We start from the raw sequence: 26,764 nt of genomic DNA, 5'->3' as shown, positions 1-26,764 counted from the left end.
CGTAGCGGGTGCTGACGGCCCCCCGGGCCGCTTTTCGCAGCCTCCCGCGTCCGTTCGGGATCGACGTGTCGTCATAGGTAAAGGTGATCGACGGCTCCCCGTTCGAATAGGCCTTGAGGACCAGCCGGTTGAGGGCGTCGTAGCCGAAGCGGGTGGTCAACCCGCGGGCGTCGGTCTGGGCGGTGAGGTTTCCGCTCGGGTCATAGGCGTATCGCCACGCACCCATATCAGGGTCCTGCATGGCGGTCTTTCGGCCCAGGGTGTCGTAGACGATCTGCGTCTCCTTGCCCTCGTGATCGACGACCTTCAACAGGTCGCCGGCCGCGTTGTAGGTGTAGCGGGTATAAAGAGAGCTCTTTTCGGCCTGTTCGATGACCTGGATGGCGCGTCCGAGGGCGTCTTTTAGGATCGTCTTCGCGGTGCCGTCAGGCCCCCACACGGTTGTGGAAAGGCCCTGATAGGTGTACGCCGTGGCGATCTGGCCGTGTTCGCCGTCCGGGCCGATGACCCAGAGCGGGCGTCCGCACTCGTCGTAGACCGTCTGCCGATAGGGGTAGCGGGCGGGGGCCTTGCCCGCTTCGAGGAAATAGGGGCCGGCCGTCAGATCCTCCCGGCCCATCGCATCGTAATGGCGGTAGGCGATGACAGGCTTTCCTTCTTCACCGAAGCTGATGGTCTGGATGGGGCGGCCGAGACCATCGACATAGACATATTCGGCCTGTACGCTCCCTTCGCTGTCCTGTAGGCGGGCCGTGGCGGTGTATCGCGGAAGGCTTTCGAATCCGTAGCTCGACCAGGTGATTCCTCCATCCGGATAAGCGGTTTGCACGAGGCGGCCGAGCGGGTCGTAGGCATACTGGATGATGCCTCCGTTTTCATCCTTTTCCCACAAAAGGGAGCCGAAGCGGGGATCGTAGCCCTTCTCGACCACGTGATCGATGGTTTGCGTCCGCGGATAGGTGAGCTTGACGGGGAAGGTGCAGGTCTCGGTGTCATAGGCCGTGTGCGTGCTGCGGCCCAGGGGGTCGGTCACCCGGGTCAGGTTCCCGCAGGCGTCATAGCCAAAGGTGGTGCGGGGGCTCTGACCACCCTCGAGCCACGGCTCCTCCCAGAGGCGGTTGCCCGTGCCGGCGGCGTAACCGCAGCGTTTTTTCCGGACGGGGATCCAGTCGTAATCCTTCCCTGCCGCCCGCCCCTCGAAGAGGGTTTCCTCCGCAAGGCGCCAGAGCCACCCGCCGAGGTTCTGGTAGGTCCACATCCGGGCTAGGGTGGGGGTGCCGGTCGCCCTTTGCCAGGTGCAGACGAGATGGCCGTTTGTTTCATCGTAGGAGTGCCCCTGCTCGGTAGAGACCGCATGGGTCTTGCCGCCTTCATAGTCATAGGAGCAGGTCTGCTTCCATGAGAGGCGCGCATGGACGCTGGTTTCGCCCGGGTCCACAAAGGGCTTTTCCCAGGTGGAATGCTCCTCGGCCAGGATGGGTCCGCCATCGGGCCCGCGATGTACCTGGCAGTAGGGGCGGCCTTTCAGGTGCCGGTCCTGATGGGTCCAGGTCTCGTGCGTGCTGCCGTCCGGGTCTTGCCTCCGGACATACCCGAAGCCGCGAAACTCCCGTTCGGCGGCATCGAAATACCCCCCGGCGTAGGTGTAGCCGGAGGTCGAACGGCCGCCGAGCCCGTCATCGGTCGTGATGCTCGAAACGGTGTAGACCCGGAATGGGAGGAGGGTGTTGGCGTAGTGGGAGGAGGGCGCATAGGTGATCTGGGCCCCTCCACCGAGGTTGCCTTTCATCTCGGCCAGCAGGTCGGGGAAGGGGCCTTTGGACAAAGAGAAGCCTGTCTGCTGCTCGTCGATACGGGCGATGTCCGTCTTGGCATCCCCGTCGAAGTCCCCGGTGAGGATCGGGTACTTCATCGTGCTGGTGTAGCCCTGGCCCTTGGTGAACCGGGCGAGGGGTTCGAGGGCGGCCCAGCCCTTGACGCCTTGGAAGCGGTACAAGCGGATCTGCTGGTCCCCGGCCCGGCCGATGTCGATTTTGCCATCCCCGTTGAAATCGCCTAAGACCATCGGATGGGTCCCCGTGCCGGTGTATCCCTGGTCGAGACCGAGGTCGCCGTTGATATCTGAGACGCGCTCCCACTGCCCGTCGCCTTTGGAAAGCACAACCCCGACCCCGCGGGTGTGGACGCGGCCGACATCGCTCTTGCCATCCCCGTTGAAGTCCCCGATGAAGACCGGGTACTGACCGGCGTTCACGTATCCCACATCGCGCCCGAACTCGGAGACGTCCGGCATCCGGCGCCATCCCGTCGCCGGGTCCGAGAAGTAGACCCGCATCCCCGAGGAATGGACCCGTCCGATGTCGGTCCGGCCGTCCCCGTTGAAATCCCCGATCAGCATCGGGTAGAGGCTCGAGTCGGTGTAACCCTGTCCGGTGCTCAGATCCCCTTCGATCGAGGCGAAGGAGGCCCACTGTCCGTCTCCCTTCGAGCGGTAGACCCTGATCCCGCTGCCTCCCGCCCGGGCGATGTCGGTCCGCCCGTCGCCGTCGAAATCCCCGGTGAAGATCGGATAGCAGGACCAGCAGGGATAGGCCCCGGCCCCGAAATCGGCCAGATCGGGCATCCGGTGCCAGGCATCGCCCGCTGCGGCGACATAGATCCGGACCCCCGTGTCATGGACCCGTCCGATGTCGGTCCGGCCATCCCCGTTGAAATCCCCGGTGATCACGGACCACTGGGCGCCTTCGATCAGGGTGCAGTTTCCGATCCGCTCGTCGACGATCTCCTGGGTCTTCTTCCAGCCTCCTTCCGGCGTACGGACATAGAAGATCGCCCCGGTGCAGGTCAGCCGTCCGATGTCGGTCCGGCCGTCCCCGTTGAAATCCCCCGTCATGACGGGGTGGCGGTCATAATAGTTGATGTGGACGCCGTACTCCCAGCCCATGTACAGACCGGTGTGGGGATAAGCCGCGAACCCGAAATCGTTCAAGCTCCCGCCCTCATCCCAGCCGGTGCCGCCTTCCTGCCAGCCGAAGGCGGCCGGGGGGAGCGCCGTCTTGCCGTCGGTGCCGTACTGGGTGATGGAAAGGAGCCGGGAGCGGCCCGTGGCGCGGCCCTGCTCGTAGGCGAGGACATAGCGACGGACCAGCCGGCTGCCGGCATAAACATCGATGCTCTTTAAGCGCTGAGCGGTCACGGCCTTGTCATGCCCCGGATAGGAAAGGGGCTTGTCCGGGCGGTCTTCGGTCGCGAACTCGACACGGTTCGATGGGGCCAGAGTGCGGTTCCCGGTGTAATCCACCCGGTGGGGGTAGATCTCCCCCTGGTCCTTGCGGTAGCTGACCGTCATGAAGTTCCCGTTGGGGTCCTCGACCCGGTCGAGGCACCACTTGAAGATGCCGTCGGAGCCTTCCTGCCTGGAGGCGGCGCTCGATCCGTAGAAGTACCTCAGCCCCTCCCGCGAGAGGACCTCCCAGCCTCCGGAAGAGGGATTGCGGTAGAACTTCGAGAAGGCCCCCTCGATCCGTTCGCCGTAGTATCCCTGGCCCCATGCGGGCCTTCGTACGAGTTCGGAGGCGGCTCCCCTGATCGTGGCGACGAAGTCATCGGAGCGGTAGTCGAGGCCGTGTCTGGTCGAGCGCTGGACGGCGCCGAGGTCGAGCGCCCAGCCGACGCCGAGCCAGCCGTTTGCGCGGGAGCTGTCATAGGCGAGGGCGAGTTCAGGCGAGAGGGCGCACCGTCCGGGCGGGACGAGGATCGGGATGGCGCAGGCGGCCGACCCGCCGAAAGAGGGGTTTCCCGGGAGCAGCACCCCAAGGGCGCCGCTCGTGTCCTGATCGGAGGGCATCGGTTCGGCCGGGCTGCTCCGCTGAGGATCATCCTGAGGGGGTTCCGGGGGTTCGGGAGTGGGTTTGAGAGATGCTGAGCGCTGTTCGAGCATCGCCTCCGGACCCGGCAGGTCTTCTTTGAGCGGGGATATCGAGGCGCTGGAGGCGGCTGCGAGCCGTCCTGCCTCGCATCCGGCTCCAGCCATCCCTGCATCGCTGCCCGCGCCGGTCTTGCCGTAGCTTGTTTCAACCCCCGGAATCGTTGTCACCATCAGCATCCATCCCAATACCCACGCAGCTGGGTGTCTGCGCCCAGCGCCGTGCAACAGCCGGTTCACGATCCAACCCCCTCGGGAAGGCCGCAGGCCCCAGGGGAACGGGGTGCCTGCTTTCAGACTCTGTGGCCTTCATGATGGCACGGGGGGCGAGTCCGGTTAGAGGTTCAAGGTCTTTGCTGGCGATCGGTCAAGGACACCATCAAGATTTGTGCCGACTGGGCGAAAACAGGACGAAGGGGATGCCTCGCTTGGAGGGTCAATGTAGAAAAGTGCTGTTATTATAATAGGGTGAGTAAACATTGCCAAATCTTGGAAACGATGCTTAAAAAACTCTTCTCCGTGGCTCGAGACGTGAAAGAGGGTGTTGCGTAGGAATATCGCATCGTATCCGATGCATGGGTGCATGTTTATGAGGGCACGGTTGGCGGAACGCGACAGCAGGTCTGAATGCCTATTCCGAAAAATAGGCTTCGCAGGATCTGAGGGATAGAAGAAGCTTCAATCTATACACCGGACGGGTCGGTGATCTGGATTCCACTCGTTCGGAGAGTCCGATGAAGGGGTCGGGTCTGAAAAGGTGAAGGAGAAAAGAAACCGGATTACAGCGATCTGTTTCGATCGAAAACGGCATGAGCCGCTGATAGACCGAGCCCTAACAAGGTGGCGGGCAGGATGAAGCAGAGCCTCGCCGAACTGACGTGATGTCCGCCTGGCCGGTCAGCCCGGCTTTCAGGCTGACGGCGAACTCAGGTGCGCTCGTGCCGTAAGCCACGACGGTCAGACCGATGACGAGCGGCGGCAATCCGATCGCGCGGGCCATCCCGCTCGCTCCCCGCACCAGCACTTCCGCGCCGAGTGTCAACGCAGCCAACCCGATGAAAATCATGACCAAGGCCATGCTGCCTATCCCGGCTGAGGGTGCTGAAAGGGGGTTCCTGCCTTCAGGCATAGGATCAAATGCATCTTGATCAAGTCATCACCTGTACAGAGGTATCCATGGAACAGTAGACAGAAACGGCCCACCACATATCCGATGCCAAGCTTCGATTTCGAGGCGGTGAGCAGAGAGAAAAAACTCATGCAGCCGGAAGCATACCGGGAAGAGGCCCCGATAAACAGCCTGTGTCATCTCCAGGTGAACATTACAGCAGGCTGCTGAGCGTTGCGCGGCCAGCCGAATCTTTGCTGCGAGGCACCCCGCCGTTCCGGATCGTGCCGATACGCCAAAGGTCCTTCGGGTGATCCAGGGTTGTACCTCCAGCGGGAGTACCGAAAGGATGCTCGCCCACAGATAGCGGATGCCGAACAGCGTTCGATGAGGCGGAGAGCATGAACGGGTTTGAACTCGAGCCTCCCGAAACGACAGACTCAGCGCGGCGATATCCACTCCCGGGGATATTCGCGAAGAACTCCGCCGATGGCTTGGAGGCCGTTGAGATAGCGGGTGTGCATGATGGCGACCCCCATGAGGCCTGCCAGGACGCGCAGCGAGTCCACATCCCGCTCCGAAATGTCCCATGCCTGTCTTTGATACATCCGAAGGATCCCGATGATCTCGTTTAGATAGGGAATGGGAACGGACACGACGGCTCCGATCCCCTCCTTCAGCGTCTCATCGGGATACTGAAGCTGGCTGCCCCGGTGGACGTCGCGGATGACGATGGTTTCCCCTTTCATGGTGGCTGCAACGCTTTTTTCTGCCGAGACAGGGCCTTTCCCGAGGAATGTCAGGCTCAATCCAAAGCTTGCAGCCCTCTCCAATTCGTTCGATTCCCTGTTGAGCAGGAGCACCGAGCAGGCCTTGATATCGAGGGCTCCGACGAGCAGTTGAGCCATATGATGGACCATCACTTTGAGGTTGCTCCATTCTCCTGCGATGGCCCGGGTAATGATCTTAAAGGCATCTATGGTGATTTTGTCTTCAGGCATTGTCCTTCACCCCAAAATGAATCATCGGTCAATGAGCTCTTCAAACGTTTCAGCGTGAGAATCGAAGCCGCAACGGAGCAAGGTTCACCGGAAAGCGATTGACGTATCTTGTTTAAGTAATGATACAAATGGCGACGCCCCTCAAGGACTCCATGACGGCCTGATAGACGTTCTTGGCGAAGATCCGCCACACGTGGCCTGGCCGGAAGGCCAGTACGATGACGTTATAATTGCCTTCTCTGACGGTTTCGATGATTTCCTCCGCCTCGTCCCGGCTGCTTTCCCTGAATATATGATCGATCGAATCCTTCCTGAAACCCGCTTCGACGAGACGTTGCTCGATTTCCATCAGACGGTGTTCATATTCCTGGATCTGTTTCGCAATCCCGTTCCGCACAATCGCCTCCCCGATAGCCGCCGGCCAGGATCCCAGGGCCTTTGAAAAATCCGGGGCTTCGCTGGGGAGGGGGGGGTACGAACTGAAAATCGTGATCGAGACCCCCTCCCGGTCGGTGAAGGTCCGCAGCACGAATGCCAGGGCCTTCTCGTCTTTTTCGGTGAAGGTAAAGGTAAGGAGAATCTTCTGTTTATCAGCCATGCGCTTCCCTCTGCCCGCAAAAAGGTTCATGAATCGGATGGACCCTTGAGACCCTCCGCGCCCTAAAGGGCTTCATCCGATGGATGTGGCGATGATCAAGCCGAAAACCATGGCGAACAGGGCAAAGCTTTCAACAATTCCAACGGCGGCAAAACATTTTCCGAAGACCTCAGGCTTTTTGGACGAGGCCAGGATGCCGGTGGCAGCCACCTTCCCTTGATAGATCGCCGAGATGCAGATCCCTATTCCGCAGAACAGCCCGATACCAAGCAGGGCGAGGCCGGCGGCGGCATTGATCTTGCCCAGGAGGACGAACATGAGAACCACGCCGTAAATCGTCTGGGAAGAAGGGGCGGCGGACATGCCGATGAACTTGCCATGCCCTTCCTCCACTTTGGCCATGACTCCGTGGGAAGCGGCACCGGCAATGCCGCAGCCGATCGAACTTCCCAAGGCCGGTATCCCTATTGCGCAGGCGCAACCCACATACCCCAACATCGTGTTAATGTCCATCTTGACTGTCTCCCATTTTCTAGTGTTGTGTCTTTCTCAGACAAAAAGGTTTATAGATCAAACCATCTCCCGTGAAGCACCACCGGTACCACTCGAGGAAATTGAGCCTGAGCCCGTGGATGACCCCGCCCATCACACCGAGGAGCAGATTCACGGAATGCCCCGCGATGAGGACGAGAGTGGCGAGCACCCAGCCGGCATAAGGCACACCCTCGACGATGCCCTTGGCCAGCGTGTTGAACGTCTGGGCCATGTAGACGGTTGCAATGCCCAAGGCGAACAGACGCAGGTAAGAGAGGACGTCCGAAAAAACCTGTACGATGCCCAAGAGCCCGTTCAATCCTTCCAGGATCCGGAAGATCGGATTCCTGCTCCTGGACGAGAAGATGAAGACGATCACCAGCCCGATGATCGTCCCGTAGGTTGCGGCCGGGTTGTCAGGGGCGCCCGACATCTTACCGCTCACCAGGAAATACCCCGCCCAGATGGTGATGATCCAGCCAAGGGAGGCGTAGGCACGGGTATTCTTGAACTGAATGAGGTGAGAGAGTGAGATGTGAATCATGCCGATGATGATCGAAAGGATCATGGCGTTGTTCTGCCCTTCCTTCGTGCTCACATCCAGAAGGCAAAGATTCCAAAGCGGATTTTCCTTGTCGATCTGCAGCCCGAAGTAGCCGGCGCTGATCACGCCGTAAACGGTCACCGAGGCGCTCAACAAATACATCAACCGGAAAAAACGGACCGCAAAGGGGGACGAACTCTTGAACTTCCGCTGCAGCAGAAAGGTGACTGCCAGAAGCGAGAGCCCATAGCCTGCATCCCCGATGATCATGCCGAAAAAGACCGCAAAGCAGTACAAGACGAATCCGCTCGGGTCGAAATCCTGGTAACTCGGGTATGAGTAAACCTTTACCAGATCTTCACCGGAGTCGAAGGCGGGTTTGTTGCTGAGCAGGACAGGCACCTGTTCGCTTTCGGAGGGTTTTTCGCTGAAATAATGGAGAGCGAAGGACGGCCCGATTTTTGCGATGAGCTCGGCCTCGGGAAGCGGCGACCAGCAGGTGACGCTGAAGAGACTGCCGTCGAGCGCACTTCCGGCATTCAGCACGGCGCGCTGGTACTCCAGCAGATCGGCAAGCTCCGCCTCCGTCCTCTTCAACGTCTCCAGGTGCGCGGCCAGGCGGCGGTATTCCGCTTCGATACGCTCGAGTTCAGCGGTTCTAGCGTCCAATTCCTTCCGGATGGTGGAAACGGTCTTGGAAGGGATCTTTTCCTCGGGTACAGGCAAAGCGACCGGTTCGAGAGAGGCCGTCACGAAGCAGACTTCTCCGCGGCTGATCCCTGCAACCCGGTGATGGATGCCTTTCAGGGGCAGGGTTTCGAACACCTTCTGGGAAACACGGAAGAACTGCAGGTGCAGCCCTCTGTCGCGCAGGGCCTCGAGCTGCTGGAGGTCGAAGTCACCCCAGACCTCCTGAATCGACCATTCCTTTTTCAGCGCGGCGATTTCTCCCTGGAGAAGGGTTTCTCTTTGGGCCAAGGCTTCGCGCTGCTGGCAAACGGCCTGCCCTGAGAGGGGCTCGCCCGGCTCGCCGGGGGGATGGTTCATGCCCTTTGAACTGAGGATTTTTCTGGTTTCAGTGATCCGGGCGAGGGTCTTGACGAGGTCCTGGGGTTCGGCCGCCTCCTTCGGGTGAAGGAGATGCACGATGCCGACCTCCTGCAGACGCGCCAGAAACCGCTCTTTATCCGCCTCAACGCCGATGAAGGTCATCTTTCGCATGGAAACGATCATGTCTAACGCGCCTCGTTCTGCTGGATCTTCTCCTTGGCGAGCTTGGCCCGCCCCACGGCGGCGGTCTCTTCGTCGCCTAGGAAGATCTTGATTCGCCGGATGTTCTCTTTCAGTTCAGGGATCAGCTTCTTTTCGAAGAGGTTGCACCGCTGCGTCGTGATCCGCAGTTCATCCTGGATGAGCCGCTCTTTCTCGAGAAGGAGGCGAAGCTCTTCCCGAAGGGTGGCCAGGTGCCGCATGACCTGGATGGCGGTATCCAGCCAGAAGGGGGTTGCGAACAACGAATACGGCCGTTCTTTGAACACCACTGCCTGGAACTCGGGAACATCCACGCCGGCGATGTTGTCCCTGTGGATGACGATCTCCTCGATGTCGAGAAAATCCCCGATGTCCACCGAAGGGTCGGTGAAGTAGCGGCTCCAGGCCGAGACGCGGTCGGCTGTCTCCCTGAGCATCCTCCGCTTTTCTTCGATCACCGGCTCCATCTGCCGGATGACGATCTGCAGCTGCATCTTCTTCAACTGGAGGATGGGCAGGAATTTCCGATACTTCGCCATCGCGTCGCGCTGGGCCTTGAGCGCGGTCTTATTGTATTTGAGTTTCTCCGCCATGGTCCCTCGATCCCCGCCGTCAGGCGGCCTTCTCCACGTTTACCGCGGCCCGCCAGTGCTTCTGGATGAGCTGGTCCTTCAAACCGGTCTGCACCGGTTCGAAATGCCTCCCGAGGATCTCCCAGCAAAGGTCCAGGGCCTGTTCGATCGGTATATTGACGTTGAGGTCCATCAGTTCGGTTTCGAAATCCTTGCCGTAGGCCAGAAGCGTCTCGTCCCATCTGGAGAGCTTGAACCCCATCGCGATCTTGTTCCGCGATTCGCGGGAATCGGAGTAGAGCCGGATCATGGTGTTCATGATGTCGTTGTGGTCTTCCCGGGTCACCTTCGAAACGACGTTCTGCTTCAGGCGGCTCAGCGAACCGAACGGATCGATGACGCCGTTGTGGAGATAGAACTGCCCCTCCGTGATATAGCCCGTGTTGTCCGGAACGGGGTGGGTCACGTCGTCCCCGGGCATGGTGGTGACGGCCAGGATCGTGATGTCGCCGAGCCCCTCCATGTCCACCGCCTTTTCGTAGCGGGAGGCCAGCTGCGAGTAGAGATCGCCCGGGTAGCCGCGGTTGCTCGGGATCTGCTCCATCGAGATGGAGATCTCCTTGAGCGAGTCCGCAAAGTTCGTCATGTCCGTCAAAAGGACCAGGACGCGCCTTCCCGCCTCCGCAAACCGCTCGGCTGCGGCCAGGGCCATGTCGGGCACGAGCAGGCATTCCACGACGGGGTCCGAGGCGAGGTGGATGAACATGATCACACGGTTCATGACGCCGCTCTCCTCGAAGGTGCGCCTGAAGAAGGTAAAATCGTCGAACTTGAGCCCCATGCCCCCCAGGATGATGACATCGGCTTCCGCCTGCATCCCGACCCGGGCCAGAAGCTGATTGTAGGGCTCCCCGGGGATGCTGAAGATCGGCAGCTTCTGGCTCACCACCAGGGAGTTGAATACATCGATCATGGGGATGTTCGTCCGGATCATCTGGGTCGGGATGATCCGGTTGGCCGGGTTGAAGGAAGGTCCGCCGATGGGGATCTCCTCCTCGACCGGTTCGGGCCCGCCGTCGATGGGAACGCCGCCGCCGCTGAAAATCCGCCCCAGCATGGAGTCGCCGTAGCGGACTTGCATGGGATGCCCCAGAAAAAGGACCTTGTCATCCGTCGAAAGCCCCTTGGTCCCCCCGAAGACCTGCAAGGTCGCTGCTTCACCGGAGATCCGGATGACCTGACCCAGGGTCTTCTTCCCGGGGGATTCGATGACAGCCAGTTCTCCGAGGCTCACGCCGCTGGCGTTCAGCGTGGCGATGTTCCCCGTGATTTCCCGAATCCTGGTAATGATTTCTCTCACGTTTCAACTCTCCAAGAAGGCATTGATCTCCTGCTCGAACTCTTTGAATTTTACGCTTTCCCATTCGGAGGAGTTCCAGTTTCTGAAAAGGGCGGTCAACTTGAAAAAGAGGTTTCTCGCATCCTCTTTGTCCTTTGCTTCGATTTCCTTCTTCAGGACCTCGTTGACCTTGGTAAAGACATAAACCTGCCGCTCCATGGTGTTGAACGCATCGACCGTGTCGAACGCATTCTGCTGCAGGTAGACACCGTCGAGGAATTCCATCTTGAGGAACAGGATGAAGTCCCCCAGGGACGTCCCTTCTTCACCGACAACGTCCATACGCTTCTTGATCTCGTTCCCATTGTGGATGAGTTCCTGGGCCTCCCTGACCTTGGGGATCCAGGCCGGGTCCATTTTGTCCAGGGTGAGCCGCATCTGTTCCAGGTACTTGGACCATGAGATCAGCGGATCGATCGCCGGGAAGCGGCGGGCGTTGGACCTGGCCCATGTGAGGCCCAGAAAGGCGCCCACGACGGCGAGGGTTCCTTGCGTGACGGGCTCCTCGAAGTTTCCACCTGCGGGAGACACCGTTCCAATGACGCTGACCGATCCCTGGGAACCGTCGGCGAGGCGGACGAGCGCCGCGCGTTCATAGAAATCGGCGATCCGGGATTGGAGGTAGGCAGGGAAGGCTTCCTCTCCCGGGATCTCCTCCAGACGGCCGCTCATCTCGCGCAGGGCCTGGGCCCAGCGGGAGGTCGAATCCGCAAGGATCAGGACGTCCAGGCCCATCTGGCGGTAGTACTCGCCGAGCGTCATCGCGGTGTAGATGGAGGCCTCGCGGGCGGCTACGGGCATGGAAGAGGTGTTGCAGATGATGATGGTTCTTTCCATCAGCGTTTTGCCCGTGTACGGGTCGGGCAAGTGAGGAAATTCCCGGAGCGTTTCGACGACCTCACCGGCGCGTTCTCCACAGGCGGCGACAATGATGACGTCGACATCCGCATAGCGCGAAATAATCTGCTGCAGGACCGTCTTGCCTGAGCCGAACGGGCCGGGGATGCAGGCCGTTCCGCCCTTCGCGACGGGATAGAACGTATCGATGATCCGGCAGCCTGTCACGAGCGGCTCGACAGGGGGCAGTCTCTCCTCGTACTGCCGCAGCGCGATTTTGATCGGCCACTCCTGCTTCAGCGTGAGTTCGCGCACCGCCCCGGCGGGATCCTTCAAACGGGCGACCACGTTGTCTACCGTGCAGTCGGCCTGGCCGGAAATATAGGTGACTTCCGCTTTGCCGATGAAGTTGAAGGGGACGAAGATCTTATGCGTAAAGATGCCCTCGGGGACGGTTCCGAGGACATCGCCGGCGGCCAGCGTATCTCCGACTTTGGCGACGGGTGTGAAGGTCCACGTTCGGGTTCTGTCGAGGCTGGGCAGGTACACCCCACGCTTCAGAAATAGGCCGCATTCTCGGGCCAATTCGGGGAGAGGGTTCTGGAGCCCGTCGTAAATCTGCCCGAGCAGCCCCGGGCCGAGTTCTGCGACGAGAAGGTCCCGGGTGTATTCGATCGGATCTCCCACTCGCACGCCTCGGGTGTCTTCGAAAACCTGCATGTAGCAAACACCCTCACGAACGCGGATGACCTCGCTCTTGAGCCTGGCGTCCTGCGAGATGACGTACGCGACCTCGTTCTGGCGAACACTCGTGTCGAAAGAGGCGGCAATCATGTTTCCGTATCCCGCCACGACCCTTCCGGTAGCAAACGACATGTTACAATTCCTCCAGTTGCTTTACGATCTCCATCCCCTGATCCTCGCTTAGAGCGAGGCCCTTTTCCAGGATCTGGAGTTTCAATAGGTAGGCGAGAATGACGTCGAAATCGAAATCCCGGGACTCCGTCATTTCCTCGAGTTTTTCCCAGATGATCCGCTCCATGATCCCCTGCATCTCCTGCGGATCTTTAGCCGCGATCAGGCGCTCGATCCATGGGTGCTCGGCACCCAGCCCGAAATCCTCCGCCGTGCTCCGTTCGAGCGCTTCGACCACGTCCCCTTCTCCGACAAGGTGCTCGGAGGGTGCAAACCCCTTTCTGCGGGCTCGAACAGCCGCCATGACATTGCGCAGATCCCTTTCGAAGCGCAGATAGGCAGGCAGAAAATCCCCGGATGCCCTCTCGATGGCATACGCATAATAGGCTTCGTATAAAAGATCGAGATTTTTTGGAGAAGGCCCTTCCAAGCGCAGCATTTCCAGGACCTCGGCGAAATCCTCGGGGACCTCCTTCGGGGATTGGATCTGCTCTTTCCAGAACCCCCGACCGAAGAGCTGTGGGAATACTTCCACGTCCTTGCCGGAGAGCAGCCGTTCGATCTGCAGCACGTCGCCTGCCAGCAGGACCAGCTCGACCTGACGCCGATCCTCCTCGCTGAAGTGGTCCATCTCGTCCAGGAGATCGGCGATTCGGACCCGCAGCTTCCTGTCATCCGGGTGGAGTTCGGGAAGATAAGAAACGAGAAAGTAATACTTCATCGGTTTCCCAGGTCTTTCGTCTCAATGGTTCTGAAAAATTCACGGAACCGGGGCGAAAGATACCGGAGGAACAGCTCCAGAAACGCCTGGTCCGTAAAGTCGAGCCTGACGGCCTCGCCGTGCTTTCCGATGATGAAGCCGAAGGAGACCGCGCCGCTTTGCAGATTCAAGGCCAGCCGATCTGCATCCTTGTTCGCCAGGGTCTTGATCCACCCGAGGGCAGTCGATTCAAGTTTGTTATGCTGCTCTTTCGACACCAGGACATCGATCTCGGCGCGGCCCGGCTGCTTCACGTACTCCCGGACGCAGGTCGCGATGAGCTCCCTGAGGAATGCGGTGTCGTCCAGGGCGGAGGCGAGCATCTTCTGCACCGGGAAGGCGAGAAGGTTCTCTTCGATGGTGTGCTTGAGATCGCTGATGAGCTGGGTAGCCGCGATTTCCATGGAGGCGCGCAATTGTCTCCGTTGCCTCTCCGCGTCCTCTGCAGCCCTGGCGAGGATCCCCTCCGCATCGGATCTGGCGCGTGCGAGCATTTGGGCGGCTGTCTTCTCCGCATCCTCCACGATCTTTCTGGAGGCCTCCTGCCCGCTTTCCACCCCCTGTTTTCGCAGGGTTTCTATAAGTTCCTGCAATGTGTTGTCCGTCATGGCCACCTGTCCTCTTCTGTTCGGCTGACGCCGCAAAGGTTGTCCCCGGTTTCGGAGCCTGCTTCGTTATGGATTAGGGATGCAGACCCTGAAGACGTCCGAGATCTGTTGTCAACGGTGAAGGACCCTCTCCTTCAATCTGTGTTTTGGATTGCCGGGGGTCTTGGATGGACCTCCCGAACAGTTTCCATCCGGAAAGGGTCTTTTTGGCCAATCTCGGCGTCAATCTGCACGTTTGCTTGTGCGGCGGCCTGCAGGTCGCCTCCGCACAAACGCTTGATTGCCTTGATATTGGCCAAAAATCCTCCTTTTCGGATGGGAAACTGCGTTACACCGGATGTTTTCTTCCGGATGGGAAACTGCGTTACACCGGAAATTCTTTTCCGGATCGACACTAAGAAGCGTGCAAGGCCGTTCCAGAAGGCGGCGTCATGGGATCAAGCCCATGGGAAAACAGGTCCAAGCGAAAAAAAAGTGAAAACAAAATGTTTTCTATTTCTTACGTGTATTTCTCGATCAGCCACAGCAATGTGATGATGGCTGCGACAACGAAGAACAGTTTAACTGCAAAAATGCTTTGTTCCTTTATCGTATAGGTCTTAGGAGAATGATCCGGTATGGTTGCGTGTCGCGACCTGTCATCGGTCGTCTGTAATGGATTCGAATCCTTTTTGTTCATTCGATCACCTGTTATACAACGCACAGAAGACAGCCAAATCTGCATCAAGTGTGACGCAAAAATCCGATACTACTGCATGTTGCACTGAAAGAAAGTCAATGCACTTGTAAAATTTATGATTGAATGATTTTAAAAAGACTGTTTCAGGAGAAAAGGCAAGGAGGGGCTCGGACGAAAATCACCAGGATGTCTGTGTTTTTGGCACACTCAGCGGTTTCATCCAAATAAAAAGGATAGGTTTCACTGGCAAAGCCGGTTTGACCGCGTCCATGAAGTACGGACAGGAGAAAATCGGGTCCGGAAAGACGCGTGCGCTCTTCGGAAGAGAGGGCGATGGAAAAAGTGCTGGAGGGCAGGAAGGTGAGCCGAACGTTTTCTGAATCGAATGCGCCGCCGCGCCAATCGCCATCCCCATGCAACTGAGCGGCCGACGACGACAAACAAAGTGCAGCCAGCAAAAGCATTATGATCCAGGAACGGCATTTTAAAATTCCTTTTAACATAAAGATATTTCTAAAACCTTTCAAAATACTTGTCAAGCACTATTTGACATGCTTTATCTGCTGGGTTTTAAAGGAAAATGCGTTTTTTCCGCGATTGTAGACCCCCGAATAAACGTGCGGTGAAGGGAGGAGCAAAGCCTTCATCCTAATGGGCGCCTTATGAGGTCGGGTTTATGCGGCATGGCTCTTCTTCGGGGTCGGGGAGGCCCTGGACCGGATATCCCGGTCGATTTTTCGGTGGATAAGAGGAGTGAGGATCCCGTGTCTGGCGGTGTCACGCCGGTGCGGCCCTTTTTGGTTCAGCACGCAGCTTGACCTTTTGCCTTTCATCTGTCATAAAAAAAGGTTGCCGCAAAACGGTCATATTTTCCCTTGAGGTGGAATGAGCAGCACATGAGCCTTGTTACAGTCATGAATCTCTCTTTGACGTTTCTCAATCGGCCCCTATTCGAAGGGGTCGGTTTTTCGGTGGAATCCGGGGACCGGATCGGCCTCGTGGGCCCGAACGGGTCCGGCAAATCCACCCTCCTCCGGCTCATCACCGGTGAGATGGCGCCCGATGAGGGTGAGATCCGCATCGCCAGGGGGACGCTGCTCGGATATCTTCCGCAGGACGTTCAGGAGAGCCTGTCGGGTTCATTGCTGCAGGCGGTGATCGACTCCGTACCTCAGCGCAGGCAGCTGCGGGCGGACGTCCAGGAGGCGGAGGCCGCCCTGCGCGATGCCGGTGAGCCCGGCGAACAAGCCCGGTCGGCCGAACGGTTGGCCGAACTCCACGGACGGATCGACCACCTCGAACAGACGTATCCCCTGCACGAGGCGGAGAAGATCCTGATCGGCCTCGGCTTCAAACAGGAGGAGTTTTCCCAGCCCATTGCGTCCCTCAGCGGCGGTTGGAAGATGCGAGCGGCGCTGGCAGGCCTTCTTTATCAGAGGCCGGACCTTCTCCTCCTCGACGAACCTACGAACCACCTGGACATCCCATCGGTCCACTGGCTGGAGCAATTCCTGCAATCCTACTCCGGCGCCATGGTTCTAGTGAGCCACGACCGGGAGTTCTTGAACCGGCAGGTCAAGCGCATCATGAGCTTCGAGACCGAGGGCATGCGCGTCTATTCAGGAGACTATGATTTTTACCTCAAGGCCCGCGAAGAGGAGGAGCGCGCCCTCGAGGCCAAGGCCCGTAACCAGGAGCAGAAGGTCAAGGAAGCCCAGCGGTTCATTGAGCGCTTCCAGGCAAAGGCCTCCAAGGCGCGCCAGGCCCAGAGCAAGCTGAAGCTCGTCCAAAAGATGGAGATCGTCAAGACGCACAAACGGACGAAGACCATCCACTTCACGTTCCCCGCCCCGCCGCAGAGCGGCAGGGAGGTCCTGCGGATCGAGGGGCTTTCGAAGCGCTTCGGCCCCAAGACCCTTTACCGGGACGTCAACCTCAGGGTGATGCGGGGCGAGCGCATCGCGGTCATCGGCCCGAACGGCTGCGGGAAGACCACGCTCCTCAAGATGATCGCCGGGGAACTTCCGCCCAACGAGGGCGGCATCGCCCTCGGCCACAATGTGGAGATGGGCTACTTCGCCCAGCACCACTCCGACACCCTGGACCCGCGCAAGTCCGTCCTGGAGGAGGTCTACAGGGTCGTGCCGCATGAAACCGTGTCGTTCGTCCGGAACGTCTGCGGCGCCTTTCTCTTTTCCGGCTCGGATGTGGACAAGCCGATCGAGGTCCTCTCGGGGGGCGAGCGGGCGCGGGTGGCCCTGGCGAAGCTCCTGGTCAAGCCCGGGAATCTGATGGTGATGGACGAGCCGAGCAACCACCTGGACATCACGTCGTCCGAGAAGCTGATCGACGCGTTGACCGGCTACCAGGGGACCCTCCTGTTCGTGTCGCACAACCAGTCCTTCGTGAACCGCCTGGCCACGAAGATCTGGGACGTGGGGCCGCAGGGTGTCGAGGAGTATCCGGGGAACCTGACGGAATATTACGAGCACCTGGAACGGCTCGAAAAAGCGGCGCAGACGTCGGGGTCGGCCGCTGCGGCGGCGCCTCAAAATGGAGCGCCTGCGACGCTTCAAGCCCCCGAACCCTCCAACGGGCGCGCCCGCCCGAATCGGAAGGATCTCAAACGTGAACGGGCCGAACGGCGTCGGGTGATCTCCGAAAAACTTCGCCCGATCGAAACAGACCTTGCCAGGATTGAAACCCGTATCACCGAGCTTGAAGCCCTCCAGGCGGATGCCGAAAAAAGGCTTGCGGATCCGGAGGTTTTCAAGGATAAGATTGAAGGGGTCAGGCTGCTGACCCAATACAACCAGGCCAGGAGGGACTTGGCCGATCTGCTTGAACGCTGGGAGGCGCGGCAGGAGGAGCTCGAGTCCGCGAAGGCCGAATTAGGAGTGCTGGAAGAGGCATGATGGATATCAAAGAAGAACACAAGGCCCTGCTGCGCGGCATGGGGCTCGAAGACGAGGATTTCGCCCTTTTCGACGGCAAATGGGTGAAGTACGAGATCGACCCGGAAAAGGGCGCCAGGATCTATGACCCCTATTACCGCACCCATTACAACGAATATATCGGGATCGACGGGTGGAGCGCCTGGAGCAGCGAGAACGACACCTTTATGACAGATATCCTGAAGCCTGCCTGGGAAGAGGCCGAGCGGCGCATGGCTGCAAGCCCCAGGCCCGGCGACAAGGAAATCGCCGATGCCCTGCGCGCGAAGTTCGGGGCGAAGACCGAAGCAGACGAGCAATAGGACCGGTCGCCCCCGTCTCATCTTGCCGGAAGACCAGGGCCTTTTTCCGTCTCTGACCCCGAGGCGGGCACCCGTCCGAGACCTCCGCTGGATCGCCTTTTGAGCCTTTCCCTCATCATCGAGTATGTAAAGCAGCACCCGGATTTCAGGGACGCCTTCGTTCATCACCGGTATCTTCCTGCCCAGGAGGCGGTTTACGGAGAGGCTCCCCCGCTTCCGCCGGAGCTGGCCGCGGTGCCGGAGCGCCTGGGGATCACGCGGCTCTACTGCCACCAGTCCGAGGCCTTGCGCCTTCTCGATGAGGGAAGGAGCGTTGTCGTCGCCACCCCTACGGCGAGCGGCAAAACCTTGGTCTACACCCTCGCGGTGCTCAAAAGCCTCCTTGATGATCCGGAATCCCGTCATCTATACCTCTCCCCGTTGAAGGCCCTCGCACGCGATCAGATCAAACAGCTCGCCCCCTGGTTCGGGGGCGCCCTCGGCTCGTCCGTCCGCGCAGAGGTCTATGACGGGGACACCAGCGCCTACGCACGCAAGAAGACCCGGTCCGCGCCCCCGGAGGTGCTTCTCACGAACCCGGACATGCTCCACCGGGGGATCCTGGCCTACCACGAGTCCTGGAAGGAGCTTTTCAGCCGCCTCCGCTACGTGATCCTCGACGAGGTCCACGCCTATCGCGGCATATTCGGGTCCCATGTGAACCAGATCATCCGTCGCCTGAAGCGGGTGAGCCTGAGTTACGGCGCAAGCCCGCGCTTCATCCTGCTTTCGGCGACGGTGCACAACCCTGCGGAGTTCAGCCGAGACCTCATCGGAGAGGACGTGGCGGTGGTGGAGGCCGCGGGCGCCCCACGGGCGGGGCAGCACGTCGTGCTTCTCAATCCGCTCGCCGAGAGTCCGAGCTTCCTCTCGGCAAAGCTCTTCGCCGAGTGCATCCGACGGGGCCGCCGCACCATCGCATTCACCCAGGCGCGGGTTCTGACGGAGCTCATGCACGTCTGGGTTACGCAGCTCTGCCCGGAGCTGAAGGACCGGGTGAGCAGCTACCGGGCCGGGTTCATGCCCGAAGAGCGGCGGGTGATCGAACGCCAGCTCGCACGCGGAAAGCTCCTCGGCGTGATTTCCACGAGCGCCCTCGAGATGGGGATCGACATCGGCAACCTCGACGTCTGCATCCTCGTCGGCTACCCCGGTACCATGATCAACACCTGGCAGCGCGGCGGCAGGGTGGGGCGGGCCGGCCGCGAGTCCCTGATCGTCCTCTTCGCCAAGCCCGACGCCCTCGACCAGTACTTCATGAAGCACCCGGAGGCCTTCTTCGAACGCTCCTTCGAGGCCGCGGTCCTCGACCCCGACAACACCTACGTGGTGGAGAAACACCTTCCCTGCGCCGCGGCCGAGCTCCCGGTCACGCTCGAAGACCGCGCCTACTGGGGCGAAGGCCTCCCCCTGCGCCTCGACAAACTGGAGCAGGCCGGGGAACTGGTGCGGAGCGCCGACGACCCGCCCACCTGGTTCCCGGGCCGGCGCACCCCGCACCTGCAGGTGGACATCCGCTCCGCGGGGGAGCCGTTCACCATCTTCGACGCAGCGACCGGCGAGGCCGTGGGGACCATCGACGGGATCCGCGCCTTCAAGGAGTGCCACCCCGGGGCGGTCTATCTCCACCGGGCCTCGCAGTACCTGGTGGACGACCTGATCCTCTCGAAGCGCGACATCGTGGCCCACCGGGAGCAGCTCAAGTATTACACCCGCGCCCGGAGTGAAAAGGAGACGGAGATTCTCCGCATCCAGCGGAGCAAGCCGGCCGGGCAGTTCATCGTCCGGCAGGGGGAATTGAAGGTGACCGAGGTCGTGACGGGCTTCGAGAAGCGCGCCATGCCCGGCCAGACCCTGATGGGTGTCTACCCCCTGGAACTGCCCCCCACGACCTTCGAGACCGTCGGCTTCTGGATCGAGATCGATGCGGTGATCAAGGATTTCGTGGAGCGGAAGGGGCTCCATTTTATGGGCGGGATCCACGCGATCGAGCATGCGTCGATCGGCATGTTTCCGCTCTTCGCCCTCTGCGACCGGAACGATGTCGGCGGCATCTGCTATCCCCACCACCCGCAGGTGGGGAAGAGCGCCGTCTTCATCTACGACGGCCATCCGGGCGGTGTGGGGCTGGCCCAGCGCGGTTTCGACATGGTCATGCCCCTCCTCGAGAAGACCTACGAGCACGTCCGGGACTGCGGCTGCGAGGAGGGTTGCCCGTCCTGCATCCATTCGCCGAAGTGCGGGAGCGGCAACAAGCCGCTCGACAAGGCGGCCGCGCTCCTGATCCTTGAAGGCCTCATCGGGCGCATCCCCCTGAGCGACATGGCCGTCCCGGAAGCGGAAGAGTCGCCCGCCCCCGCCGCGGCCGCCGAGCCCGCGCTTTCCCCGGAGCCGAGGCGCGGGCCCCGCATCCTCTACTTTGACCTCGAGACCCGGAAGACGGCCCAGGAGGTCGGCGGCTGGCGGAACACCCACCTCATGCGCGTCGCGGTGGCGGTGCTTTTCGACGCCGCCCTCGACCGGTTCGCCGCCTACCGGGAAGAAGAGTTGGACGCGCTCATCGCGCACCTCCAGGAGGCCGAGCTCATCGTCGGGTTCAACATCCTCCGCTTCGACTACGCCGTGCTCGGTGCCTACACGAACATCGACCTCAGGGCTCTGCCGACCTTCGACATCCTGGAAGACCTTCATCGCCGCATCGGGTTCCGCCTGGGCCTGGGCCATCTGGCGTCCGAAACGCTCGAATCCGGCAAGACCGCCGACGGTCTTCAGGCCGTGGAGTGGTTTCGCCAGGGCGAGTGGAACAAACTGACCGAATATTGTCAAAACGACGTGGCTGTGACCCGTGACCTCTTTCAATTCGGCCTCGATCACGGCCACCTGGTCTACCGCGAAAAGCGGGAGCAGCGCCGGGTGAGGCTGCCGGTGGACTGGCGTCTCGAGGATCTTCTGAAGCGAACCCCCGGCGACCCACGAAAGGAGTGAAAGTCCCATGAAGGCATTCGAATGCCGCCTGTGCGGCACCTGCTGCTATGGCAAAGGCGGCATCGTGGTGAAGGATGAAGAAGCCCGCCGTATCGCAGAGTTCCTGAGGCTCTCCGAGGCGGCGTTTCGAGACCGGTACTGTGAGACCCTGCATGGCCGAACCTACCTCAAGTGCGGAGACGACGGCTATTGCATCTTTTTCGACCGCGAAAAGATGTGCCTCATCCACCCGGTCAAACCGGCCCGCTGCGCCCTCTGGCCGTTTTTCCCGGCCAACGTGAAGGACCCCCAGGCCTGGGAGCTCGCCAAAGACGCCTGCCCGGGGATCTGCCGCGAGTGCACCCATGAAGAGTTTGTCGCCCAGGCCCGCATCGAGGCCCCACAGGCCTTTACCGAGCCCCTCGTCGAGCCGCTCGAGCCCAAGCGATGACGAGGGCCGCGTGAACCCCTTCGAAGCCCTCGTCCGCATGATCTACCCGCCGAGGTGCGCAGTCTGCGGCGCCTTTATCGACGATGACGAACCGTTTGCAGACAGCGCCTATCCGCTTTTCTGCCAGGTCTGCCTCGCCCAATGGGAACCCCTTTCATCCCCCCTTTGCACCTGCTGCGGGCAGCCGTTTGCTGGGCCTCGGCAGGACGATCACCTCTGCGAGGCCTGCATCCGGAAGCCTCCTCATTTCGATGCCCTCCGTGCGCCGTTGATCTACGGAGAGACCCTCACGAAGGCCGTCCATGCCTTCAAGTACCGGGGGCAGGAGCACCTGGCGAAGCCCTTCGGGCGGCTCCTCGCCGACTACGCCGACCGGTGGCTCGAAGCGGCGCCCCGCCTTCTCGTGATGCCTGTCCCGCTTCACCCTCGGCGCCTCCGCGAGAGAGGCTTCAATCAAAGCCTCCTGCTCGCCCGCCCGGTGGCGAAGCGCCTTCAGGCGGACCTGGACTTCCTGTCCCTCACCAGGGTAAGATACACCCAAACGCAGACGGGCCTGGGACACGCCGACCGGCGCGATAACGTCCACGAAGCCTTTTTCCTGAAACGCCCCGCCTCCGTGAAGGGCCGGGACATCCTCCTGGTGGATGACGTCGCCACCACCGGCAACACCCTGAACGAGTGCGCCCGGATCCTCAAAAAGGCCGACGCCCGGAGCGTAAAAGCCCTGACCCTTGCCAGGGCCGTGTAAAGATCGAGAGGAAACCGCATGGCAAGACCGCACATTCCGGAAATCCCGTACCTGACAAAGATCGTCACGCTCCCCGCGGCGCAGGCGACGATCCGAAGGCTCAAAGCCGATGCCCGGCGCGTGGTCTTCACCAACGGCTGCTTCGACCTCCTCCATCCGGGCCACACCCGCTATCTCTCGGAGGCCCGCCGGCTGGGCGACCACCTCCTCGTGGCCGTCAACAGCGATGAGTCCGTCCGCGCACTGAAGGGCCCGGACAGGCCAATCCTCCCCCAGGACGTCCGCGCCGAACTCCTGGCCGCCCTCGCGTCCGTCGACCAAGTGGTGATTTTCGACGATCCGACCCCCTTCCAGCTGATCCAGGCCCTGCTCCCCGACATCCTCGTCAAGGGCGGTGACTGGGCCGAGGATGCCATCGTCGGCGCTGACATCGTCAGGGCCGACGGCGGCCGCGTGGAACGTATCCCCTTTCAGACCGGTTTTTCCACTACCTCCCTGATCGAAGAGATCCTCCGTCGCCACATCCCATAAGAAAAATAGCCCCCTCTCGATTTTCCTCGAAACGACCTCTTGCCATCCCCCTTTCAAGATGGTATAAAAAACTTTTCGAGCGCCCATAGCTCAGATGGATAGAGTGACGGACTACGAATCCGTAGGTCGCAGGTTCGAATCCTGCTGGGCGCGCCATAAAGACAATAATTTAGGCTCTTCCTCGGAGGAGCCTTTTGCTTTAGATGGTCTTCAGCGGAAGGATAGTGGGAGAAATCAAATCGGTATGGTGGATGAACGGCCTCTTGGTATTGACCACGCGGGCAAATAGGTATGGAGAAGGAAAAAAATATACACAATAAGTATAGGTTTACTCGCTATTCATTGATTTTGTTTGGCATTTGGATCAATTGAAATTGCTTGTCTGCCGTCTCCGGATGATGAAGTTACTAGCTGCGAAAAAGAGTTGTTCAAAAAGCTGTTCTGCAAAAAAACAAATTTTGTTGAAGTTATAGAATATTTTTTTGAAAGAGGGAAAAAAACTGTTTTATATACAGCTATATGCAGGTGCCAGACGATCCTGTATAATCAACCAGTTTAATACATTCACTTCTTTTAGCCGTTTTTCTACTGGCCATACCTGTTTAATTTTCGACCGCCGTTAATAGTCCATGCCCATGAGTTTCGTGCATCGCGCAGGACGAACGTCCTGCGCGCCGGATGATCCTCAGTCATTGTTATTCTTGTCGTCGCCATCGTTGCTCAGGTGCGACCTCTTCTGTATAGGTTGAGTTGCGTCCCAGTGCTTCCCGTCGAAAACAAGAACCAGCGGTTTATCGTCTTGCTGACTCAGAGGCTTCCCAGTTTTCCAGTCTAAGTTGCATACGGCCCACTGCCCATAGCGGTGCCCGTCAACTTCTCTTATCTGGATCACTCCGATTGGGCGCCGGTAGAGCTGGGCCATGAGTGGAACCATGCTAAGCCTCCCAGGTTCGAAGATTTCCTGTAAGTTCGGCACGGTGTAGGGGATTTCTCCGTATCGGGCCTCCTTCCTCAGTTCGCATATATGTTGAGCGAAGTTGAACAATTTGTCGGTTCGGAAGCTGTGGTCGGAAAGGCCGAAGCTGAGAAGCATCTTGGCGACGTCCGGATGGTCTGTAGCCGGCTTCCAAGATTCGCCCCCCTTCATCAGGGAATCAGTAAGATCGCTTACGACCTGCTGCGTTTCCAATCCTATGAGCTGCGCAACGGCCTTGAAAAATGAATCGCTCCCCTCCTGGCACGGAACGCGCTTCAAACCGAAGACTCTCTGGAGCGCCGCGGCTTCCCGGTCCGCATCATCGGGCGTCCGCGCCGTGCTTTTAGGTTCCTGTCCCCTCATTTCAAGGATTCTCTTCCGAAGCGCCCGAATCGCATCGGCTGCTGATTCGTTGCTCTTTTTCCTGGGAAACAGCTCGGATTGGCCGTCCCCATCCAGCCGCAGGCCGTTGAACGCCTCCAGTTCATCAAGCATCCCTGCAAATGCCCAGGCCGAGTTGGGCTGCACTCCATCCTCTCTCATCGCATCGACCCACGGTTTCTTCGTTTGCTTGAGGAAATCTCTGAAGAATTCCCCATCGTTCCCGGCAATGTGCGGCAGCAGGGTGACGCAGAGCCGCCCCTGGTATTCGCGCAGCAATCCCTCACGATTTTTCCCATGCAGTTCTTCAGGCAGTTCGCCACAGAGCGAGTCGGTTTCCTCCTCCAGGGTTCTAAAGAATTTTGGCACTTCTTCCAGGAAGTCAGATTCATTCAATTCCTCGATCAATGACTTGAAGGCCTCCCCCGCCTGCTGCGGGTCACTTATCCGGGCATTATGGAGTTCCAGAAGACCGCGGATGAACCCGTGAATGAACTCGGGGTCCTGGCTGGAAAGCCAGGGGTACACTGCATCGCAAAGCTGTTCCTGTTCGGTTTTCGAGAGTGCCTGGTTCTGCTCGGTTCCGTCTCTGGAGCCCCATGCCTGCAGATCGTTTACGTCACTTATGATCCTCAGAACGACCCTTTTCGGCACAACGGGAGGTCTACCCGGCCGTTGCCTGCTCTCGGCAATCTCAGGGCTCGCCTGACTCCTCTGTGCTGCTTCCGCTATCTGAATCAGCTCCGATACGAAATCGGAGTAGGTGGCGTCAGAGGGCAGCTCATTGCCTGTGACGATCTGCCAGATCCTTTTTAGATCGTTCCAGTCATACTCCGTATTGTCTTGACGTTCATCCACGAACCTTCCGATGATGCCATGAATCACAAACAGATACGCATTGTAGTCCCGGCTGTCCTGGAACAACCCGCGCCACTTTTCCGGGTTGGTCAGATGCAGGAAGGCTGCCTTCTGCTGCTCATCATGGAGTGTTTCTGCCAGCTCCGCGCGCATGATGGCGTTGTATTTCGACAAGTCATGAGGCCCCTTCATCGCCCTTGTGAGCCGGCCTGTGATGGAGCCATATCCTTCCGACCCCACCTCGTAGAAGGAACGCTCCTCTCTGTTCAGAAGCGCAATGGTATGAATGTTGTCAGCCACGAACTCGACATACTGCCGGTAATCTGCCAGGGGTTGTTTTGATCCAGGCAGAAACACCCTTGTTAGATGCAGGTAGGCCTCTCGCTCTTTCGCGTTCAATCCGGTGGGCATCAAGTGTTCACGCAAGGATTCGGCTTCGATCCTCTGGACTAGATTGGGCACACCCTGGGTCTCGCTCGACTCCTTCGATAGCAGTCTCGCGAAGATCTCTTCCGGAGGGCGCCGATTCGTCCATGCCAGGATGGGATCAGGCAGTGTCTTGCTCCCATCCCTCGATGGCAGTCTCCGCAAGATCTCTTCCGGAGGACGCCGATCCCACCGTGCCATGCCCTGATCCCTGTACTGCCGGTCATAGTCCGTGTCGACGCCGTCTTTGTCCTCCACAGCCCACAGGGTGTCCGCCGGGGAAGCCATGGCGGGATGCTTGAAGTACCATGTCGCGACTTTATCAAGGACCTTGTGCACTAACCCAAAATCGGTTTTGGCCCACCACGCCATGGAGGGATGCAGTATGACCTCCATCAGGAATTTTCTGTCCTGCGATGTCGTACCCTCCGGCAGCGCTCGTTGGAAGCAGTTAAGTTCCTGGATGAATTGAACGGAGTATTCCCCATAAAACGTTCGGACTCGCTTCAGAAAGGCGGTGAATGCCTTTTCGAGTTTTCCTTTGATATCCTGGTCACCGATGGTTTCAGAATGATGGCGTGTCCATTCGGTAATGCATTGGCGGGCAAAGCTCTCAAAAAATTCATACACGTCAGGATCATGGGCTGTTTGCGGAGTCATTGCGCTCTCCTGCATGGCCGGAAAGCGATCTGTTTTCGTTCGATCAGGGTCTTCTGTATCGGGATCAGTGTTATCATCCGGCGAAATTTCGTGCCTCTCAGACAAATGTTGGAAGGATTTCTCCAAGATTACCATCAACCCAGTATTTTTACGGTTATCACTATCTGGCTGGATAACTGACTGGTCTTCGACAAATGGCTCGAAGAATGGAGAGCATTCGCAGCTGCTGTGCAAATCCTTTGAAGCAAACAACTCGCGTTCCATACATTTCCGGTTCTCGGCTTCTATTTCTTTGTATTTCTTGGCCAGGGCGTCGGCTTCTTTCACCTCCAACGCAGTCAGGAAACCGCGGTATCGATGGCTCAGGTCGCGAATCACCAGGTTGCTGACATCGTCCCCATGTTCGTCCCTGAGCGCTTCTTTGAATTGGAAGCGCAACTGCAGGTCGACCTGACGCTCGGGCGCAACCCTCCGCCACTGGTGCGGAGTCCGGATCAATTGGCGTTCTATATAATCCCGGCAGTCTCTTCTGCTGCCTCCCCAGGTATTCCATGACCAGCCGGTCCCCCGGACGGATGCCCGGCCATCATCATCGAAGATCATCGCTATCCTGCCGCCCTTATCCGCCGCTTGCCTGAAATCATCAATCTTCAAAGCCATCTTCATCCCATCCTTATCTAGATCATCCGGAAATGATTTCCCGGTAGAATCCAGTTTCCAATCCGGAAATGATGATTTTTCTT

20 protein-coding genes and 1 tRNA gene are annotated in these 26,764 nt (G+C 59.4%); 7 read left to right on the top strand and 14 right to left on the bottom strand.

Annotation, left to right across the window (positions count from 1 at the left end; genetic code table 11):
* The 13 genes from H567_RS23440 to H567_RS0106595 all read right to left on the bottom strand — a co-directional run.
* The coding region (locus H567_RS23440; RefSeq protein ID WP_035253545.1) for an FG-GAP-like repeat-containing protein at positions 1-4,099 on the bottom strand (4,099 nt) is incomplete at its 3' end.
* Positions 4,100-4,757: 658 nt separating this feature from the next.
* The gene (locus tag H567_RS0106660; protein ID WP_028320813.1) at positions 4,758-5,003 is read right to left on the bottom strand and encodes a calcium:cation antiporter family protein; all 246 of its coding nucleotides are present in this window, start codon (positions 5,001-5,003) and stop codon (positions 4,758-4,760) included.
* A gap of 470 nt (positions 5,004-5,473) precedes the next feature.
* A complete protein-coding gene (locus H567_RS0106650) occupies positions 5,474-6,034 on the bottom strand; it encodes a GAF domain-containing protein (protein WP_028320812.1) in 561 nt (186 codons plus the stop codon).
* A 112-nt stretch (positions 6,035-6,146) separates the two neighbouring features.
* The gene (locus tag H567_RS0106645) at positions 6,147-6,632 is read right to left on the bottom strand and encodes a hypothetical protein (protein WP_153306076.1); all 486 of its coding nucleotides are present in this window, start codon (positions 6,630-6,632) and stop codon (positions 6,147-6,149) included.
* 72 nt (positions 6,633-6,704) lie between these two features.
* A complete protein-coding gene (locus H567_RS0106640) occupies positions 6,705-7,145 on the bottom strand; it encodes an ATP synthase subunit C (RefSeq protein ID WP_028320810.1) in 441 nt (146 codons plus the stop codon).
* Between the two features lie 19 nt (positions 7,146-7,164).
* Positions 7,165-8,943, bottom strand: a complete 1,779-nt coding sequence (locus tag H567_RS0106635) for a V-type ATP synthase subunit I (protein WP_028320809.1) — start codon at positions 8,941-8,943, stop codon at positions 7,165-7,167.
* A 2-nt stretch (positions 8,944-8,945) separates the two neighbouring features.
* Complete coding sequence (locus H567_RS0106630; protein WP_028320808.1) at positions 8,946-9,554, bottom strand: V-type ATP synthase subunit D; 609 nt, start codon at positions 9,552-9,554, stop codon at positions 8,946-8,948.
* Positions 9,555-9,573: 19 nt separating this feature from the next.
* Positions 9,574-10,893 carry a V-type ATP synthase subunit B gene (locus H567_RS0106625; protein WP_028320807.1) on the bottom strand — a complete coding sequence of 440 codons (1,320 nt, stop codon included), beginning with the start codon at positions 10,891-10,893 and terminating at the stop codon, positions 9,574-9,576.
* Positions 10,894-10,896: 3 nt separating this feature from the next.
* Positions 10,897-12,645 (bottom strand): V-type ATP synthase subunit A, encoded by a 1,749-nt coding sequence (locus tag H567_RS0106620; protein ID WP_028320806.1) that lies wholly within the window; start codon positions 12,643-12,645, stop codon positions 10,897-10,899.
* A gap of 1 nt (position 12,646) precedes the next feature.
* Positions 12,647-13,405: a DUF2764 family protein gene (locus H567_RS27000; RefSeq protein ID WP_051184547.1), complete on the bottom strand. Its 759-nt coding sequence runs from the start codon at positions 13,403-13,405 to the stop codon at positions 12,647-12,649.
* Positions 13,402-14,052 (bottom strand): hypothetical protein, encoded by a 651-nt coding sequence (locus tag H567_RS0106610; protein ID WP_028320805.1) that lies wholly within the window; start codon positions 14,050-14,052, stop codon positions 13,402-13,404. Before H567_RS0106610 ends, H567_RS27000 begins: the two co-directional genes overlap by 4 nt.
* A gap of 134 nt (positions 14,053-14,186) precedes the next feature.
* Positions 14,187-14,351 carry a hypothetical protein gene (locus tag H567_RS28410; RefSeq protein ID WP_153306075.1) on the bottom strand — a complete coding sequence of 55 codons (165 nt, stop codon included), beginning with the start codon at positions 14,349-14,351 and terminating at the stop codon, positions 14,187-14,189.
* 523 nt (positions 14,352-14,874) lie between these two features.
* Entirely contained in the window at positions 14,875-15,270 is a 396-nt protein-coding gene (locus tag H567_RS0106595) for a hypothetical protein (RefSeq protein ID WP_153306074.1), read from the bottom strand.
* A gap of 357 nt (positions 15,271-15,627) precedes the next feature.
* Between H567_RS0106595 and H567_RS0106590 the strand changes: the two genes are divergently transcribed.
* From H567_RS0106590 to H567_RS0106560, 7 genes are all read left to right on the top strand, one after another.
* Positions 15,628-17,646 carry an ABC-F family ATP-binding cassette domain-containing protein gene (locus tag H567_RS0106590; RefSeq protein ID WP_028320801.1) on the top strand — a complete coding sequence of 673 codons (2,019 nt, stop codon included), beginning with the start codon at positions 15,628-15,630 and terminating at the stop codon, positions 17,644-17,646.
* A complete protein-coding gene (locus H567_RS0106585) occupies positions 17,643-17,987 on the top strand; it encodes a hypothetical protein (protein ID WP_153306073.1) in 345 nt (114 codons plus the stop codon). Before H567_RS0106590 ends, H567_RS0106585 begins: the two co-directional genes overlap by 4 nt.
* A 99-nt stretch (positions 17,988-18,086) precedes the next feature.
* Positions 18,087-21,011 (top strand): DEAD/DEAH box helicase, encoded by a 2,925-nt coding sequence (locus H567_RS0106580; protein WP_028320799.1) that lies wholly within the window; start codon positions 18,087-18,089, stop codon positions 21,009-21,011.
* A 7-nt stretch (positions 21,012-21,018) separates the two neighbouring features.
* Complete coding sequence (locus H567_RS23430; protein WP_051184546.1) at positions 21,019-21,441, top strand: YkgJ family cysteine cluster protein; 423 nt, start codon at positions 21,019-21,021, stop codon at positions 21,439-21,441.
* 10 nt (positions 21,442-21,451) lie between these two features.
* On the top strand, positions 21,452-22,189 hold the full coding sequence (locus H567_RS0106570; RefSeq protein ID WP_028320798.1) for a ComFC family protein: 738 nt from the start codon (positions 21,452-21,454) through the stop codon (positions 22,187-22,189).
* Between the two features lie 18 nt (positions 22,190-22,207).
* Entirely contained in the window at positions 22,208-22,720 is a 513-nt protein-coding gene (gene rfaE2 / locus H567_RS0106565) for a D-glycero-beta-D-manno-heptose 1-phosphate adenylyltransferase (protein WP_051184545.1), read from the top strand.
* Positions 22,721-22,799: 79 nt separating this feature from the next.
* A tRNA-Arg gene (locus H567_RS0106560) sits at positions 22,800-22,876 on the top strand.
* Between the two features lie 529 nt (positions 22,877-23,405).
* Here H567_RS0106560 and H567_RS0106555 read toward each other — a convergent pair.
* Complete coding sequence (locus tag H567_RS0106555) at positions 23,406-26,459, bottom strand: hypothetical protein (RefSeq protein WP_161626573.1); 3,054 nt, start codon at positions 26,457-26,459, stop codon at positions 23,406-23,408.
* Positions 26,460-26,764 lie beyond the last annotated feature (305 nt).

It is taken from the genome of Desulfatiglans anilini DSM 4660 (genome assembly GCF_000422285.1).
Taxonomy (GTDB): domain Bacteria; phylum Desulfobacterota; class DSM-4660; order Desulfatiglandales; family Desulfatiglandaceae; genus Desulfatiglans; species Desulfatiglans anilini.
This window is presented reverse-complemented; position numbering and strand designations above follow the sequence as displayed.

Bases quoted from the DNA above. Each gene is read 5' to 3' on its own strand.
- H567_RS0106630 (WP_028320808.1), bottom strand. From the start codon at position 9,554: ATGGCGGAGAAACTCAAATACAATAAGACCGCGCTCAAGGCCCAGCGC.
- H567_RS0106635 (WP_028320809.1), bottom strand. From the start codon at position 8,943: ATGATCGTTTCCATGCGAAAGATGACCTTCATCGGCGTTGAGGCGGAT.
- H567_RS0106590 (WP_028320801.1), top strand. From the start codon at position 15,628: ATGAGCCTTGTTACAGTCATGAATCTCTCTTTGACGTTTCTCAATCGG.
- H567_RS0106610 (WP_028320805.1), bottom strand. From the start codon at position 14,052: ATGACGGACAACACATTGCAGGAACTTATAGAAACCCTGCGAAAACAG.
- H567_RS0106620 (WP_028320806.1), bottom strand. From the start codon at position 12,645: ATGTCGTTTGCTACCGGAAGGGTCGTGGCGGGATACGGAAACATGATT.
- H567_RS23430 (WP_051184546.1), top strand. From the start codon at position 21,019: ATGAAGGCATTCGAATGCCGCCTGTGCGGCACCTGCTGCTATGGCAAA.
- rfaE2 (WP_051184545.1), top strand. From the start codon at position 22,208: ATGGCAAGACCGCACATTCCGGAAATCCCGTACCTGACAAAGATCGTC.
- H567_RS0106640 (WP_028320810.1), bottom strand. From the start codon at position 7,145: ATGGACATTAACACGATGTTGGGGTATGTGGGTTGCGCCTGCGCAATA.
- H567_RS0106650 (WP_028320812.1), bottom strand. From the start codon at position 6,034: ATGCCTGAAGACAAAATCACCATAGATGCCTTTAAGATCATTACCCGG.
- H567_RS0106645 (WP_153306076.1), bottom strand. From the start codon at position 6,632: ATGGCTGATAAACAGAAGATTCTCCTTACCTTTACCTTCACCGAAAAA.
- H567_RS0106585 (WP_153306073.1), top strand. From the start codon at position 17,643: ATGATGGATATCAAAGAAGAACACAAGGCCCTGCTGCGCGGCATGGGG.
- H567_RS0106660 (WP_028320813.1), bottom strand. From the start codon at position 5,003: ATGGCCTTGGTCATGATTTTCATCGGGTTGGCTGCGTTGACACTCGGC.
- H567_RS27000 (WP_051184547.1), bottom strand. From the start codon at position 13,405: ATGAAGTATTACTTTCTCGTTTCTTATCTTCCCGAACTCCACCCGGAT.